The following is a 14,636-nucleotide window of genomic DNA, read 5'->3' on the forward strand; positions in this document are numbered from 1 at the left end:
GTTGTTTGGTCATCTGACACCTCGATCTGGCGAGCATTCTCGCCTAAATGGGTGTCCGGTTTCATTAGACCACTACAGTACGCTGACGCTCCAATAATTCATGTAATTGGAAACCGATGCGACAGTTCCTTTTTTTGTCGTCGTAACAATTGGCGTAGACATTTTTTTTCTCCGAAGGTGGTTGGCGTGAAGGCAAATGATTTGGCAATCACAGTATTCCAATACAATGCTCGTTTGATCGTTTTTGCTACTGTCATTTCTGACAGGGGAGGACGGATTTAGGCGGCTTCTTGCGACTGTTGGTCTAGAAAGCGCGCGGTTTGTAGATCTAGAGGGCGATTGCTACGATCTTTAGTACGACATGGCCGTGGGTCGTTAGAGAGCGAAATATGCACGCAGAACATCAAGACATCGGCGTCTCGCAAGTGGCTGCCGCCATCGCGGAACCGGCGCGGACCAAAATGCTGTGCTCGCTGATGGACGGCCACGCCCGCACCGCCACGGAGCTGGCGACCCTCGCCGACGTCAGCGCCTCGACCGCCAGCGCGCATCTGGCCAAGCTCAAGGATCTGGCGCTGGTGCGCCTGCATGTGCAGGGCCGCCATCGTTATTACAGCCTCGCCGACAAACGCGTGGCCCAGGCGCTGGAAGCGCTGATGGTGATCGGTCAGCACCCCGCGCCGACCTTCAAACCGCACACGCCGGATCGCCTGCAATTCGCCCGCACTTGCTACGACCATATGGCCGGAACGCTGGCGGTGTTGCTGCATGACCGCTTGCTCGAGGCGGGATGGCTGGTGGAAACCGATGAACAGGTTTATCGCCTCAGTGAAAGTGGCGAGGCGGTTTTTGAAGGGTTAGGTATCGAGGTCAAGGATCTGTCGACGATGCGCCGACGGTTCGCCTGCCCGTGTCTGGACTGGAGCATGCGTCGGCCACATCTGGGCGGTTCGCTCGGGGCGGCGTTGTTGCAGACGGCGCTGAAGCGCAAATGGGTGACGCAGGATCTGGACAGTCGGGCTTTGACGTTGACGGTGCAGGGGCGCCGGGAACTGGCGTCGCGCTGGGGACTGATTTTGCCCGGGTCCGGGCGGGAATCGTCGGTTCGCCAACTGACTGAATCCACGCCCGGTTCGGTGCATGTTCGTTAGCTCAGGGTGTATCCGCTATCGACCACCCAATCCTGCCCAACGACGCCGCGTGCGCCATTGCCCAACTGGAAAAGAATGACGTCGGCCACCGCCGCAGGTTCTAGGAATTGTCCGCCCAATAGTCGTTTGTTGACGCCTTGGGCGACGTTTCCAAGCGCTTCGTCACTCAGCCCCAGTGTCGACCAGATCGGCGTTTCGGTCGGGCCGGGGGAAACGCAATTGATGCGCACGCCGTGGGGCGCCAGCTCGACCGCGAGGGTCCGGGCGTGGGCGATCAATGCTGCTTTTGACGCGATATAGGCGGACAGTCCGGCGAAGCTGATGCCGGCCAGAAAAGTACCGATGAACACCACTGACGCGTTGTCTGCAAGGTGCGGGCGCAGGGCGGCCAAGGTGTTCAGGGCGCCGGCGCCGTTCACCGCCCATTGGCGATCGAATGCCGAACTGTCGAGCCCGTCGGCGAGTTCGGCGATACCGGCGTTGGGCACCACGAAACTGACCGGGCCCAGACTCGCAGCCTGATCGGCCAAAGCAGCAAGGTCGGCGGCTTGTGTGACATCGCCAGGTTGCCACACCAGGTGCTGCGGATACCGCTCAAGCAGTTCGGCCAGTGCGCCGAGCTTTCGCGACATGGCCAATACGCGTGCGCCTTGATTGAGCAGGCGTTCGGTGGCGGCCAGGCCTATGCCGGAGCTGGCGCCAGTGACGACCGCAAGCTTGCCCTGAAAAACATGATCCATGTTCGACTCCCGTTTTTGGTCTTCAGCCAAATGGCTACGGAGAGTCAGTCAATTTTCGGGCCATGCCGGGCAGCCTTGAATATCAAGGGCTGTGCAGGGTTGATAGTCATTATGACGCTTATGGACTCGAGTCAATCTGACTGCTTATGAGTCAATTTGACCTGACTGGTGCGGCTCGACATTCCGACGAAGAGCGGCATTGCGTCTTGTGCGCGCCAATCGCCCTCTATACTGTATATGCGAACAGTATTGAGTCCGTGCCATGCAAATCATCGACAAGCTCAGCATCCTCGCCGACGCCGCCAAGTACGACGCCTCCTGCGCCAGTAGTGGTGCGCCCAAGCGCAGTTCCGAGGGCAAGAGCGGGCTGGGTTCGACCGATGGTATGGGCATCTGTCACAGCTACACGCCGGACGGGCGCTGTGTGTCGCTGCTCAAGATTTTGCTGACCAACTTCTGCCTCTACGACTGCCAATACTGCGTCAACCGCCGCTCCAGCGATGTGCCCCGTGCGCGTTTCACGCCCGAGGAAGTGGTGACGCTGACCCTGGATTTCTACCGGCGCAATTGCGTCAGCGGGTTGTTTCTCAGCTCGGGGATCATTCGTTCGGCGGACTACACCATGGAGCAACTGGTGCGTGTCGCGAAGCTGTTGCGCGAAGAGCATGAGTTCCGAGGCTACATTCATCTCAAGACCATCCCTGATGCGGATCCCGCGCTGATCGAAGAGGCCGGGCGTTACGCCGACCGCTTGAGTGTCAACATCGAATTGCCCACCGATGCCAGCCTGCAAACCCTGGCGCCGGAGAAGCACATCGGTTCGATCAAGCAGGCGATGAGCACCATCTACACCGGCGTGCAGACCGTGCTCAATGAACCTCGCGCTCCGAAGTTCGCCCCGGCCGGGCAGAGCACGCAGATGATCGTCGGTGCCGATGACACCGACGACAGCACCATCCTCCACAGTGCCCAGGCGTTGTACGGCAACTTCCGTCTGCGCCGGGTCTATTACTCGGCATTCAGCCCGATCCCCGACAGCCCGAAAAGCGTGCCGCTGGCCGCGCCGCCGCTGATGCGCGAGCACCGCTTGTATCAGGCGGATTTTCTATTGCGCAGTTATGGCTACAGCGCCGGTGAGTTGCTTCAGGGGCCGGGCAATCTGGCGCTGGACATCGACCCGAAACTGGCCTGGGCGCTGCAGAATCGCCAGGTATTTCCGCTGGATCTCAATCGCGCCGAACCGGCGCTGATCTCACGTATCCCCGGCATTGGCCTGCGCACCACCGAACGTCTGGTGGAGCTGCGTCGGCAGCGGCGCATTCGCTACGAAGATGTGGCGCGCATGCGCTGTGTGCTGGCCAAAGCCAAGCCGTTCATCATCACCAGCGATTACCACCCGCAGCAGGCCGAGGTCACCAGCCAGATGCTTTATCAGCAGCTGCGCGATCGGCCGATGCCGCAGCAGATGGGGCTGTGGGGATGATCAACCTCAATTGCGACGACCTGTTCGACACCTGGCGTCAGCAGGCACGCTGGCTGCTCAGCCATGAAATCGATCCGAGCCTGGTGAGCTGGGCATCGGAAGGCGTGAGTGATCTGTTTGCCAGTGACGTGTCGGTGCCCGAAGGGCAGGGGCCGTTTCAGGCGCGTATTCCGCGTGCGTTGCTTGACACCCTGGAACAAGCGTCGCGCTACCGTGGTGATCAGCGCTGGAGTCTGCTGTATGAGGTGCTGTGGCGGGTCAGCCACGGTGATCGCACGGCAATGATGGCCGGCGACAAACTGGGCAGCGAGTTGCAGCGGCGGATCAAGCAGGTGCAGCGCGAAGCCCATCATCTGCATGCATTCGTGCGTTTCATTGAGCGCCCGCCCGAATTGCCGGGCCCGCAATACGTGGCGTGGCACGAACCGGCCCACGACATCCTGCGCAGTGCCAGCGAACACTTCATCGGGCGCATGGGCCGGCACCGCTGGCTGATTGCCACGCCCCGCGACGGGGTTTATTACGATGGCGAACAACTGATCCATCAACGCCAGTGCCCGGTGGAATGGCAGCAACTGGCGCAGAACGTCGACGATCCCCACGGTGATTTATGGCTGACGTACTACAGCCACATCTTCAACCCGGCGCGTTTGAACGAGAAGGTCATGCAGGGGCACTTGCCGACGCGGTTCTGGAAGAACCTGCCGGAGGGGGAGCTGATTCCCGGATTGATTACCCAGGCCCGAATGGGCAAGCAGCAGAATGGGCAGGCGAGCGGGATTGCCGGTCGCGCGGGCAAGCGGATTGCCATGAAGGCCGGCGAGCGAGGCGAATGAAAAAGCCCCCATCGATCACTCGATGGGGGCTTTTGTGCATCTGGCCGTCAGGTCAAACCTTGACGATCCAGCCGGCTGGCGCTTCAACGTCGCCGGTCTGCACGCCGGTCAGCTCTTTGTAGAGCTTCTGGGTCACAGGGCCGACTTCGGTTTCGCTGTGGAACACGTGCAGGTGGTCGTTGTAGCTGATGCCGCCGATCGGGGTGATTACCGCAGCCGTACCGCAAGCACCGGCTTCCTTGAAGTCCGACAGCTTGTCGATGAACACATCACCTTCGACCACTTCCAGGCCCAGGCGGGACTTGGCCAGTTCGATCAGCGACAGACGGGTGATGCCCGGCAGTACTGACGGCGAGTTCGGGGTCACGAACTTGTTGTCGTGGGTGATCCCGAAGAAGTTGGCCGAACCGACTTCCTCGATCTTGGTGTGGGTCATCGGGTCCAGGTAGATCGCGTCGGCGAAGTTGGCTTTCTTCGCTTTCGAGCCAGGCATCAGGCTGGCGGCGTAGTTGCCACCGACCTTGGCAGCGCCGGTGCCTTGTGGGGCGGCGCGGTCGTAGCTGGAGATCTGGAAGTTGTGCGGGGTCAGGCCGCCCTTGAAGTAGGCGCCAACCGGAATGCAGAAGATCGAGAAGATGAATTCGGGTGCGGTACGCACACCGATGTTGTCACCTACGCCGATCACGAACGGACGCAGGTACAACGCGCCGCCGGTGCCATAAGGCGGGATGAAGCGTTCGTTGGCACGAACGACTGCTTTGCAGGCTTCGATGAATTGCTCGGTGTCGACTTGCGGCATCAACAGGCGCGCGCAGCTACGTTGCATGCGCAGAGCATTCTGGTCCGGGCGGAACAGGTTGATCGAGCCGTCCTTGCAACGATAGGCCTTCATGCCTTCGAAGCATTGCTGGCCATAGTGAAGGGCAGTGGAGCCTTCGCTGATGTGCAGCACGTTGTCTTCGGTCAGGGTGCCTTTGTCCCACTCGCCATTGCGAAAGTACGACAGATAGCGTTTGTCGGTCTTGATGTAGTCAAAACCCAGCTTGTCCCAGTTGATGCTTTCGTTACCCATGACACCCTCTATCACTGAACAACCGCCGAAGCGGTTCAAGGCTTCTGACGTTTTTTTGGATGGGCACAACAATACTTCATTCTTGAGCGGTTTCGCAGCCCGGGCGATGGGGGGAGCAGCAGATTTATTAGCCTGCTTATGAAAAAACTCCCCCGCGTCGGTTTTTTACAGGTGCAACGCGTGCCCAAGCGCACGCAACGCCGCTTCCTGCACCGCTTCACCCAGGGTCGGGTGTGCATGGATGGTGCCGCCGATGTCTTCCAGGCGTGCGCCCATTTCCAGGCTTTGCGCGAACGCAGTCGACAGTTCCGATACGCCAACACCCACCGCCTGCCAGCCGACAATCACATGATTGTCCCGACGGGCGACCACCCGCACGAAGCCGGTTTTCGATTCCAGGGTCATCGCTCGACCATTGGCCGCAAACGGGAAGTTCGACACGATGCAGTCCAGTCCCGCCGCCTTGGCCTCATCCGGCGTACGGCCGACAACGACCAGTTCCGGGTCGGTGAAGCACACGGCAGCGATGGCGGTCGGGTTGAACTCGCGGGTCTTGCCGCTGATCAGCTCGGCAACCATCTCGCCCTGGGCCATGGCGCGGTGGGCCAGCATCGGCTCGCCACTCAGGTCGCCGATGGCGTAGACGTTGCGCATGCTGGTCTGGCAGCGGCTGTCGATTTTGATCGCCGAACCATTCATGTCCAGGTTCAGCGCTTCAAGGTTCCAGCCCTGGGTATTGGGTTTGCGACCGACGGCCACCAGCACCTGATCGGTTTCCAGATTCAGGGTGTCGCCGTTCGGATCGCGCACCTGCAACGTGCCGTCGAAGCCCAGCACACTGTGCTTCAGGTACAGCTTCACGCCCAGTTGCTTCAGCGCGTCGTGCACTGGTTGGGTCAGTTCGGCGTCATAAGCAGGCAGAATCCGATCCTGCGCCTCGACCACGCTGACTTCGGCGCCGAGCTTGCGATAGGCAATGCCCAGCTCCAGACCGATGTAACCACCGCCAACCACGGTCAGGCGTTTCGGCACCGATTTCGGTGCCAGTGCCTCGGTGGACGAAATGATTGGCCCACCAATCGGCAGGCTCGGCAGATTGACGCTTTTCGAACCGGTGGCCAGCACCAGATGTTCGCACTGGATGCGGGTGTCGCCGACTTCCACGGTCTTGCCGTCGATGACCTTGGCCCAGCCGTTGATAACCTGAACCTTGTTCTTCTTCAGCAACGCGGCGACGCCGGTGGTCAGGCGATCGACGATGCCGTCCTTCCACTCGACGCTCTTGGTGATGTCGAGGGTCGGCGCCGAAACGCTGATGCCCAGCGCCGAATGCTGATTGTGGTGTTGCGTCTGGTGAAACTGCTCGGCCACATGGATCAGCGCTTTCGACGGAATGCAGCCGATGTTCAGGCAGGTGCCGCCCAGCGATTGGCCCTCGACCAGAAGGGTCGAAATGCCCAGTTGCCCGGCACGAATGGCCGTTACGTAACCGCCAGGACCGCCGCCGATGATCAGCAGCGTGGTGTTCAGAGTTTGCATGCCATCACTCCACAAACAGGGTCGCGGGTTGTTCGAGCAGGCCACGAATGGCCTGGATGAAGAGCGCCGCGTCCATGCCGTCGACCACGCGGTGATCGAAGGAACTGGAGAGGTTCATCATCTTGCGGATCACCACCTGGCCTTTGACGACCATCGGGCGTTCGACGATTTTGTTCACACCGACGATCGCTACTTCCGGCAGATTCAGCACCGGGGTGCTGACGATGCCGCCAAGGGCGCCGAGGCTGGTCAGGGTGATCGTCGAGCCGGACAGCTCATCGCGGCTGGCCTTGCCATTGCGCGCGGCGGTGGCGAGGCGGGAAATTTCCGCCGCGCTGTCCCACAGGCTGCGAGCCTCGGCGTGACGCACCACCGGCACCATCAGGCCAACATCGCTTTGGGTGGCGACGCCGACATGCACCGCGCCGAGGCGGGTGATGACCTGAGCTTCGTCGTCGTAACGGGCGTTCATCTGTGGGAAGTCGCGCAGGGCGACCACCAGCGCGCGCACCAGGAAGGGCAGCAAGGTCAACTTGCCACGGCTGGCACCGTGCTTTTCGTTCAGGTGGGCGCGCAGTTCTTCGATTGCAGTAACGTCGATTTCCTCGACATAACTGAAGTGCGCCGCACGCTGAGTCGCGTCCTGCATGCGCTGGGCAATCTTGCGGCGCATACCGATAACCTGAATCTGTTCTTCATCGTTACGCTGGGCGTACGCGGCGGCAACCGGCGCCGAAGCGTTCGACTGACCCTGCGCCAGATAGGCCTCGAGGTCTTCGTGCAACACGCGACCGGCCGGGCCGGAACCGCGCACCAGACGCAATTGAATGCCCAGGTCCAGCGCATGTTTGCGCACGGCCGGCGAGGCCAGTGGGCGCTCATCGGCTTCGCGGGCGACCATCGGGCCCTGGCAAACCGGCGTCGTACGCGGCGCGGCGGGTTTGCTTTCAACGACAGCTTCAACTTTTGGCGCGACGGGCGTTTCTTTCGCCGCAACAGGCGCCGGTTTGTCGGACTCCTTCAGATTGCCGGCGCCTTCGACCTCGATGCTGATCAGCACACTGCCGACCGCCATCACTTCACCTGGCTGGCCGCCCAGCGCAATCACCTTGCCATGGACTGGCGAGGGAATATCGACCATGGCCTTGTCGGTCATCACATCCGCCAGCACCTGATCTTCAACGACCAGATCGCCGACCTTGACGTGCCACTGCGACAGTTCGACTTCTGCGATGCCTTCGCCGATGTCCGGCATCTTGATAACGTGCGTGCCCATTCAGACCTCCATGACCCGTTTCAGCGCCGCGCCCACTCGGGACGGCCCAGGGAAATACGCCCACTCCTGCGCGTGCGGGTAGGGAGTGTCCCAACCGGTGACGCGTTCGATCGGCGCTTCCAGGTGGTGGAAGCAATGCTCCTGCACCAGCGACACCAGTTCGGCGCCGAAACCGCAGGTGCGGGTCGCTTCGTGAACCACCACGCAACGGCCGGTTTTTTTCACGGATTTGACGATGGTTTCCAGGTCCAGCGGCCACAGGCTGCGCAGGTCGATGACTTCAGCGTCCACGCCGGATTCTTCGGCGGCGACTTGCGACACGTACACGGTGGTGCCGTAGGTCAGGACGGTCACGTCCTTGCCCGGACGGGTGATGGCAGCGACATCCAGCGGCACAGTGTAGTAACCGTCCGGCACTTGTGCGGCCGGGTGTTTCGACCACGGGGTCACCGGGCGGTCGTGGTGGCCGTCGAACGGGCCGTTGTACAGGCGTTTGGGCTCGAGGAAGATCACCGGGTCATCGTTTTCGATGGAGGCAATCAGCAAGCCTTTGGCGTCATACGGGTTGGACGGCATGACGGTGCGCAGGCCGCAGACCTGAGTGAACATCGCCTCGATGCTCTGGCTGTGGGTCTGGCCGCCGTAAATGCCGCCGCCGCACGGCATGCGCAGGGTCATCGGCGCGGTGAACTCGCCGGCCGAGCGATAACGCAGGCGGGCGGCTTCGGAAATGATCTGGTCGGACGCCGGGTACACGTAGTCGGCGAACTGGATTTCAGCGACCGGACGCAAGCCATAAGCGCCCATGCCCACGGCAACGCCGACGATGCCGCTTTCGGAGATCGGCGCGTCGAACACCCGCGAGGTGCCGTACTTGGACTGCAGGCCTTCGGTGCAACGGAACACGCCGCCGAAGTAGCCGACGTCCTGGCCGAACACCACGACGTTGTCGTCACGCTCAAGCATCACATCCATGGCCGAGCGCAGGGCCTGGATCATGGTCATGGTGGTCGTGGTCATGGCGGTTTCCAACTGAATATTGTTGTTGTGATCGTTCATGTCAGATCCCCAACTGCTGACGCTGGCGCTTCAAGTGCTCCGGCATCTCTTTGTAGACGTCTTCGAACATGGTGGCGGCGCTTGGAATCTGGCCGCCGGCAAGGGTGCCGTACTGCTCGGCCTGTTTCTGCGCGGCAATCACTTCGGCTTCGAGCTCGGCGCTGACGGTGGCGTGCTCTTCTTCCGACCAGTGGCCGACCTTGATCAGGTGCTGCTTCAGGCGGGCAATCGGGTCGCCCAGCGGGAAATGGCTCCAGTCGTCGGCAGGACGGTATTTGGACGGATCGTCGGAGGTCGAGTGCGGGCCGGCGCGATAGGTGACCCATTCGATCATGGTCGGACCGAGGCCGCGGCGGGCGCGTTCGGCGGCCCAGGCGGAGGCGGCGTAAACCGCGTAGAAATCGTTGCCATCAACCCGCAGCGAGGCGATGCCGCAACCGACGCCGCGTCCGGCGAAGGTGGTGGCTTCACCACCGGCAATGGCCTGAAAGGTCGAGATCGCCCACTGGTTGTTGACCACGTTGAGGATCACCGGTGCACGGTAAACGTGGGCGAAGGTGAGGGCGGTGTGGAAGTCCGATTCGGCGGTGGCGCCGTCACCGATCCAGGCCGAGGCGATTTTGGTGTCGCCCTTGATCGCCGAGGCCATGCCCCAGCCCACGCCTTGAATGAACTGGGTGGCGAGGTTGCCGGAAATGGTGAAGAAACCAGCGTCCTTGACCGAGTACATGATCGGCAACTGACGGCCCTTGAGCGGATCGCGCTCGTTGGACAGCAATTGGCAGATCAGGTCGACCAATGGCACGTCGCGGGCCATCAGGATGCTTTGCTGGCGGTAGGTCGGGAAGCACATGTCGTCGATGTTCAGGGCCAGGGCCTGGGCGCTGCCGATGGCTTCTTCGCCGAGGCTCTGCATGTAGAACGACATTTTTTTCTGACGCTGGGCGACCACCATGCGGTTGTCGTAGATCCGGGTCTTGAGCATGGCGCGCATGCCTTTGCGCAGGATCTCGACCGGCACGTTTTCGGCCCATGGGCCGAGCGCATTGCCCTGATCGTCGAGCACGCGGATCAGTCCTCGGGCCAGGTCGGCGGTGTCGGCCGGTTCAACGTCGATGGAAGGTTTGCGCACCGTGCCGGCATCGGTCAGATGCAGGTAGGAGAAATCGGTTTTGCAGCCTGGGCGGCCCGAGGGTTCAGGGACGTGCAGACGCAGCGGTTCATACGCTTGGGTCATGGCTTCTACGCTCGATCTTGTGAATTTCTTGTAGTGAGCTGGCAGTCATTCTTGGATAAAAGAAATCCTGTCCTACAACAATCATAGGCCCGGGCAAGAAGAATATTTCTCTCTGTTTCGTTGCGCTGGCGATCATTTGCAGATAGAAAATCTGCATAAACATAAAAAACAGGTGGTTTTGTCTCATGCGCAAACTGGACCGTACCGATATCGGCATTCTCAACAGCCTTCAGGAGAACGCGCGCATCACCAATGCCGATCTGGCCCGTTCGGTCAATTTGTCGCCGACGCCGTGCTTCAATCGGGTCAAGGCGATGGAAGAGCTGGGGCTGATCCGCGAGCAGGTGACCCTGCTGGATGCCGATCTGCTCGGTCTGCACGTCAACGTGTTCATTCACGTCAGTCTCGAGAAGCAGGTAGAGGAAGCGCTGCAGCATTTCGAAGAGGCGATTTCCGATCGCCCGGAGGTCATGGAGTGTTACCTGATGGCCGGCGACCCGGACTATCTGATCCGGGTGCTGGTGCCGACCATTCAGGCGCTTGAACGCTTCATGATGGACTTTTTGACCAAGGTGCCGGGCGTGGCCAATATCCGGTCAAGCTTTGCGCTCAAGCAGGTTCGCTATAAAACGGCGTTGCCGCTGCCGGCGAACGGTCTGACGCTGGGCAACTGAGCTCGGCGCAGGTCACAGGTATTCATAGCGATAACCCAGTTCTTCGGTAAAAAGTGTCTGCTGAGCGGTGAAGCTCTGAGGCCAGGGCGCAACTTCGTTTTCCGGGTGGAAGACCAGTGTCGAGTTGCTCAGGTCGTCCTGCGGGAATGAGGGGACGTTCGGATGCAGGTTTCTCCAGCGTTCCCAGAGCAGGTCCAGATAGCAATGATGCAGGAAGAATATCGGATCGTTGGGAGAAGAGGCCTCCATCATGTTGCCCCCGATCCAGGCATGAACCGGATTGTGCAGCTCACGCTCGGAAAAGTTTTCCCAACCACCCGGCTCCATCCAGTAGGGCGTTCTGTTGAGCGCCGAAATGACGGTTTCTGGTGACGGCAAGGCACCTGCAGCCCCGAGATTGCGGCGCACGCCGGCGTTACCGAATCCCTCGTCCCATACCGAGACAATGAATGGCGACTGGTTGCTGGAAAAGGGGCCGGTGGTTACCAGCTGGTTCTGGGTATTGTCACCGTTGCCGCCCATGAAGTCCGAGGTGAACGGATTGTCGGCACCGCCGAGCTGCCAGTTCCAGTAGGGCAGGGTGATGCGCGGGTCATCGACGGCGGCTTGCAGCGCCAGTTCGAACTGGCGGATCAGGATCCGGTGCCACGGATAGAACAGGGTGCTGCGGTGCGGATTGGGGACGAGCGGATTGCCACGCCCCATCGAATTCTTGTGGATCTGGACAAAGTCATCGTAGCGACTTTGTTGCCCGGGACGCAGCACGCTGTTGACGTTGTTTTTCAGCCTCAGCACCGCCTCGACAAATGCGGATTTCTGCTGCGGTGACAGATCCCGATGGTTACGGCGAATATCCATATTGCACAAACTCCATTGGTTGATTGCCCAATGAAGTCTGCCTGTTTGCTGGAGAAGCGCCAGTTCACCGCTATCGACGCGTTACGTGGGAAAGCTTTCCGTCAACCCGACTTACGCTGCCGTTTCTTATAGGGAATTGATCGGAATCTTCAGGTACGTCACACCGTTGTCTTCCGCCGGCGGCAAATTTCCCGCCCGCACATTCACTTGAATCGCCGGCAGCAGCAACGTCGGCATTCCCAGCCCTGCATCACGTTGTGTGCGCATCTCGACAAACGCGGCTTCGTCGACGCCATCATGCACATGGATATTGCTTTTACGCTGCTCGCCTACAGTGGTCTGGCACTGCGAGTCGCGACCTTGCGGCGGGTAGTCGTGGCAGACGTAGAGCTTCACGCTGGCGGGAAAGGCCAGCAGCTTGTGAATCGAATTGAACAATTGATGGGCGTTGCCGCCGGGAAAGTCGCAACGGGCGGTGCCGACGTCGGGCATGAACAGCGTGTCGCCGACCAGGATCTGTTCGCCGTCGATCAGGTAAGCCATGTCCGCCGGGGTGTGGCCGGGGACGTGCAGGGCGGTGGCTTTGAGATTGCCGATTCGGAAGGACTCGTTCGGTGCGAACAGGTGATCGAACTGCGAGCCGTCGACGCGAAATTCCGGTTCCAGGTTGAACAGCGCCTTGAACACGTTCTGAACTTTGCTGATCGATTCGCCAATCGCGATTTTTCCGCCCAGTTCCCGGCGCAGGTAGGGCGCAGCGGACAAGTGATCGGCATGGGCATGGGTTTCCAGCAGCCATTGCACTTGCAGATGATGGGCACGGACGAAGGCGATGATCTTGTCCGCCTGAGCCGTGCAGGTGCGGCCGGCGGCGCCGTCGTAATCGAGCACCGGATCGACGATTGCGCACTGACCGCCGTCGGCCTCGTAGACCACATAGCTGTAGGTCGAAGAGGCGGGGTCGAGGAAAGCTTCAATCAGCGCGGGCATGAAAACGGTCCTGTGGGGGAGGTGGAAAGTCAGGGTTGCAACACTTTATGTAAACACATAATGTCCGCAGCTTAAGTGACGTTGAAGGCATCCTGCAAATGCAATCCAGTCTGACCGAATGTGAAGTGGCGCAACTGCGCGCCTCGGCCTCCAAGGCCTGTTCTTTGCTCAAGGCCTTGGCCAACGAGGATCGGCTGCTGATCCTGTGTCAGTTGACCCAGGGCGAGCGCAACGTCGGCGAGCTGGAGAAAATGACCGGCGTGCGGCAGCCGACCCTGTCCCAGCAATTGGGCATCTTGCGTGACGAAGGGCTGGTCGCGACCCGACGTGAAGGCAAGTACATTTTTTACGGTCTGGCCAGTCACGAAGTGATCCAGGTGATGAAAACCCTCTCGGGACTCTACTGCGGAGCCGTGCTCAAAAGCTGGGCGCAATAGACCCGGCCATCCTTGCGTGCAGCCATAAGGAACAAACAATGAACGATCAACACTGGGGCCCCTCCATCAGTGCGGACATCGTGGTCATCGGCGGCGGCACTGCCGGCATCGGTTTTGTCGCGAGCCTGCTCAAGCGCGATCCCGGCCTGAACATCACGGTAATCGAACCGAGCACCCTGCATTACTACCAGCCGGCGTGGACGCTGGTCGGCGGTGGCGCCTTTGATGCCAAAGACACCGCCCGACCGATGAACAAGGTGATGCCGCGCCAGGCCAACTGGATACAAGCGGCAGTGACCGGCATCGACCCCGACCAGCGCCGTCTCACCCTCAACGACCAACGCAGCGTCACCTATCAGAACCTGATCGTCTGCCCCGGTCTGCGCCTGGCGTGGGAGAAGATCGAAGGCCTGCAGGAAAGCCTCGGCCAGCACGGCGTCACGTCCAACTACAGCTACCAGCACGCGCAATACACCTGGGATCAGGTGCAAAAGCTGAGCGGCGGCAAAGCCCTGTTCACCCAGCCGCCGATCCCGATCAAGTGCGCCGGCGCGCCGCAAAAGGCGCTGTACCTGTCCTGCGATCACTGGCTCAAACGCAACGTGCTGAGCAAGGTCGACGTCGAGTTCAATCTGGCCGGTGCCGCGCTGTTCGGTGTGCCGACTTTCGTGCCGCCGCTGATGAAGTACATCGAAAAATACAACGCTCGGCTGGCGTTCAATTCGAATCTGGTAAAGGTGGACGGCCCGGCGAAAACCGCCTGGTTCGACGTCAAGGATGCGGACGGCAACGTCACCCGACAGGCAAAGACCTTCGACCTGCTGCACGTCGTCCCGCCGCAGGTTGCGCCGGATTTCATCGCGCAGAGTCCGTTGGCCGACGCCGCTGGCTGGTGCGAGGTCAATCCGCACACGCTGCAACATCCGCGTTATCCCGACGTGTTTGCCCTGGGCGATATCTGCGGCACCACCCATGCGAAAACCGCCGCGGCCGTGCGCAAGCAGGTCGTGGTGGTGGCGGAAAACCTGCTGGCCCTGCGCAAGGATCTGGCACTGCCGCTGAAGTACGACGGCTACGGTTCCTGCCCGCTGACGGTGGAGAAGGGCAAGGTGATCCTCGCCGAGTTCGGCTACGGCGGAAAACTGCTGCCGACCTTTCCTCTCGACCCGACCGTGCCGCGCCGTTCCGCTTGGTGGCTGAAGGCGACGCTGCTGCCGTGGTTTTACTGGAACGGCATGCTCAAGGGACGCGAATGGCTGACGAGCCTGTCCAGGGTCGACTGAG

The 14,636-nt window shown here is 60.8% G+C and carries 14 protein-coding genes; 6 read left to right on the forward strand and 8 right to left on the reverse strand.

Going from position 1 to position 14,636, the window contains the following annotated elements:
• Positions 1–389 precede the first annotated feature (389 nt).
• The gene (locus tag ACKJSM_RS21080; protein ID WP_410238722.1) at positions 390–1,151 is read left to right on the forward strand and encodes an ArsR/SmtB family transcription factor; all 762 of its coding nucleotides are present in this window, start codon (positions 390–392) and stop codon (positions 1,149–1,151) included.
• On the opposite strand, the gene ACKJSM_RS21085 is transcribed toward ACKJSM_RS21080, so the two are convergent.
• Positions 1,148–1,891: an SDR family NAD(P)-dependent oxidoreductase gene (locus ACKJSM_RS21085; protein WP_410238723.1), complete on the reverse strand. Its 744-nt coding sequence runs from the start codon at positions 1,889–1,891 to the stop codon at positions 1,148–1,150. The two genes, ACKJSM_RS21080 and ACKJSM_RS21085, sit on opposite strands and share 4 nt — an antisense overlap.
• A 262-nt stretch (positions 1,892–2,153) precedes the next feature.
• Between ACKJSM_RS21085 and ACKJSM_RS21090 the strand changes: the two genes are divergently transcribed.
• Positions 2,154–3,374, forward strand: coding sequence for a putative DNA modification/repair radical SAM protein (locus ACKJSM_RS21090; RefSeq protein WP_410238724.1), 1,221 nt, complete (start codon positions 2,154–2,156; stop codon positions 3,372–3,374).
• Positions 3,371–4,210, forward strand: a complete 840-nt coding sequence (locus ACKJSM_RS21095; protein WP_410238725.1) for a TIGR03915 family putative DNA repair protein — start codon at positions 3,371–3,373, stop codon at positions 4,208–4,210. Before ACKJSM_RS21090 ends, ACKJSM_RS21095 begins: the two co-directional genes overlap by 4 nt.
• 52 nt (positions 4,211–4,262) lie before the next feature.
• On the opposite strand, the gene ACKJSM_RS21100 is transcribed toward ACKJSM_RS21095, so the two are convergent.
• From ACKJSM_RS21100 to ACKJSM_RS21120, 5 genes are all read right to left on the reverse strand, one after another.
• Positions 4,263–5,282, reverse strand: coding sequence for a branched-chain amino acid aminotransferase (locus ACKJSM_RS21100; RefSeq protein WP_236177634.1), 1,020 nt, complete (start codon positions 5,280–5,282; stop codon positions 4,263–4,265).
• Positions 5,283–5,447: 165 nt separating this feature from the next.
• The gene (lpdA, locus tag ACKJSM_RS21105) at positions 5,448–6,821 is read right to left on the reverse strand and encodes a dihydrolipoyl dehydrogenase (protein ID WP_236177635.1); all 1,374 of its coding nucleotides are present in this window, start codon (positions 6,819–6,821) and stop codon (positions 5,448–5,450) included.
• Positions 6,822–6,825: 4 nt separating this feature from the next.
• Positions 6,826–8,097, reverse strand: a complete 1,272-nt coding sequence (locus ACKJSM_RS21110) for a dihydrolipoamide acetyltransferase family protein (RefSeq protein ID WP_410238726.1) — start codon at positions 8,095–8,097, stop codon at positions 6,826–6,828.
• Positions 8,098–9,156, reverse strand: a complete 1,059-nt coding sequence (locus tag ACKJSM_RS21115) for an alpha-ketoacid dehydrogenase subunit beta (RefSeq protein ID WP_410238727.1) — start codon at positions 9,154–9,156, stop codon at positions 8,098–8,100.
• Between the two features lies 1 nt (position 9,157).
• A complete protein-coding gene (locus ACKJSM_RS21120) occupies positions 9,158–10,393 on the reverse strand; it encodes a 3-methyl-2-oxobutanoate dehydrogenase (2-methylpropanoyl-transferring) subunit alpha (protein WP_410238729.1) in 1,236 nt (411 codons plus the stop codon).
• A 185-nt stretch (positions 10,394–10,578) separates the two neighbouring features.
• On the opposite strand from ACKJSM_RS21120, the gene bkdR reads away from it, so the two are divergent.
• The gene (bkdR, locus tag ACKJSM_RS21125) at positions 10,579–11,067 is read left to right on the forward strand and encodes a Bkd operon transcriptional regulator BkdR (RefSeq protein ID WP_007952904.1); all 489 of its coding nucleotides are present in this window, start codon (positions 10,579–10,581) and stop codon (positions 11,065–11,067) included.
• Between the two features lie 12 nt (positions 11,068–11,079).
• Here bkdR and ACKJSM_RS21130 read toward each other — a convergent pair whose 3' ends face one another.
• Both ACKJSM_RS21130 and ACKJSM_RS21135 read right to left on the reverse strand, forming a co-directional pair.
• Positions 11,080–11,925, reverse strand: coding sequence for a tyrosinase family protein (locus ACKJSM_RS21130; RefSeq protein WP_410238730.1), 846 nt, complete (start codon positions 11,923–11,925; stop codon positions 11,080–11,082).
• 126 nt (positions 11,926–12,051) lie between these two features.
• Positions 12,052–12,915 (reverse strand): MBL fold metallo-hydrolase, encoded by an 864-nt coding sequence (locus tag ACKJSM_RS21135; protein ID WP_410238731.1) that lies wholly within the window; start codon positions 12,913–12,915, stop codon positions 12,052–12,054.
• Positions 12,916–13,013: 98 nt separating this feature from the next.
• Here ACKJSM_RS21135 and ACKJSM_RS21140 point away from each other — a divergent pair, with 98 nt between their 5' ends.
• Both ACKJSM_RS21140 and ACKJSM_RS21145 read left to right on the forward strand, forming a co-directional pair.
• Positions 13,014–13,352 (forward strand): ArsR/SmtB family transcription factor, encoded by a 339-nt coding sequence (locus tag ACKJSM_RS21140; RefSeq protein WP_007952897.1) that lies wholly within the window; start codon positions 13,014–13,016, stop codon positions 13,350–13,352.
• A gap of 38 nt (positions 13,353–13,390) precedes the next feature.
• Positions 13,391–14,635, forward strand: coding sequence for an FAD/NAD(P)-binding oxidoreductase (locus ACKJSM_RS21145; RefSeq protein WP_236177639.1), 1,245 nt, complete (start codon positions 13,391–13,393; stop codon positions 14,633–14,635).
• Position 14,636 lies beyond the last annotated feature (1 nt).

Origin of the sequence: Pseudomonas sp. PHC1, from assembly GCF_046487845.1 — a bacterium.
GTDB classification, from domain to species: domain Bacteria; phylum Pseudomonadota; class Gammaproteobacteria; order Pseudomonadales; family Pseudomonadaceae; genus Aquipseudomonas; species Aquipseudomonas sputi.

Excerpts from the sequence above, each read along its gene's own strand:
- ACKJSM_RS21080 (WP_410238722.1), top strand. The coding sequence starts at position 390 with ATGCACGCAGAACATCAAGACATCGGCGTCTCGCAAGTGGCTGCCGCC.
- ACKJSM_RS21085 (WP_410238723.1), bottom strand. The coding sequence starts at position 1,891 with ATGGATCATGTTTTTCAGGGCAAGCTTGCGGTCGTCACTGGCGCCAGC.
- ACKJSM_RS21090 (WP_410238724.1), top strand. The coding sequence starts at position 2,154 with ATGCAAATCATCGACAAGCTCAGCATCCTCGCCGACGCCGCCAAGTAC.
- ACKJSM_RS21095 (WP_410238725.1), top strand. The coding sequence starts at position 3,371 with ATGATCAACCTCAATTGCGACGACCTGTTCGACACCTGGCGTCAGCAG.
- ACKJSM_RS21100 (WP_236177634.1), bottom strand. The coding sequence starts at position 5,282 with ATGGGTAACGAAAGCATCAACTGGGACAAGCTGGGTTTTGACTACATC.
- lpdA (WP_236177635.1), bottom strand. The coding sequence starts at position 6,821 with ATGCAAACTCTGAACACCACGCTGCTGATCATCGGCGGCGGTCCTGGC.
- ACKJSM_RS21110 (WP_410238726.1), bottom strand. The coding sequence starts at position 8,097 with ATGGGCACGCACGTTATCAAGATGCCGGACATCGGCGAAGGCATCGCA.
- ACKJSM_RS21115 (WP_410238727.1), bottom strand. The coding sequence starts at position 9,156 with ATGAACGATCACAACAACAATATTCAGTTGGAAACCGCCATGACCACG.
- ACKJSM_RS21120 (WP_410238729.1), bottom strand. The coding sequence starts at position 10,393 with ATGACCCAAGCGTATGAACCGCTGCGTCTGCACGTCCCTGAACCCTCG.
- bkdR (WP_007952904.1), top strand. The coding sequence starts at position 10,579 with ATGCGCAAACTGGACCGTACCGATATCGGCATTCTCAACAGCCTTCAG.
- ACKJSM_RS21130 (WP_410238730.1), bottom strand. The coding sequence starts at position 11,925 with ATGGATATTCGCCGTAACCATCGGGATCTGTCACCGCAGCAGAAATCC.
- ACKJSM_RS21135 (WP_410238731.1), bottom strand. The coding sequence starts at position 12,915 with ATGCCCGCGCTGATTGAAGCTTTCCTCGACCCCGCCTCTTCGACCTAC.
- ACKJSM_RS21140 (WP_007952897.1), top strand. The coding sequence starts at position 13,014 with ATGCAATCCAGTCTGACCGAATGTGAAGTGGCGCAACTGCGCGCCTCG.
- ACKJSM_RS21145 (WP_236177639.1), top strand. The coding sequence starts at position 13,391 with ATGAACGATCAACACTGGGGCCCCTCCATCAGTGCGGACATCGTGGTC.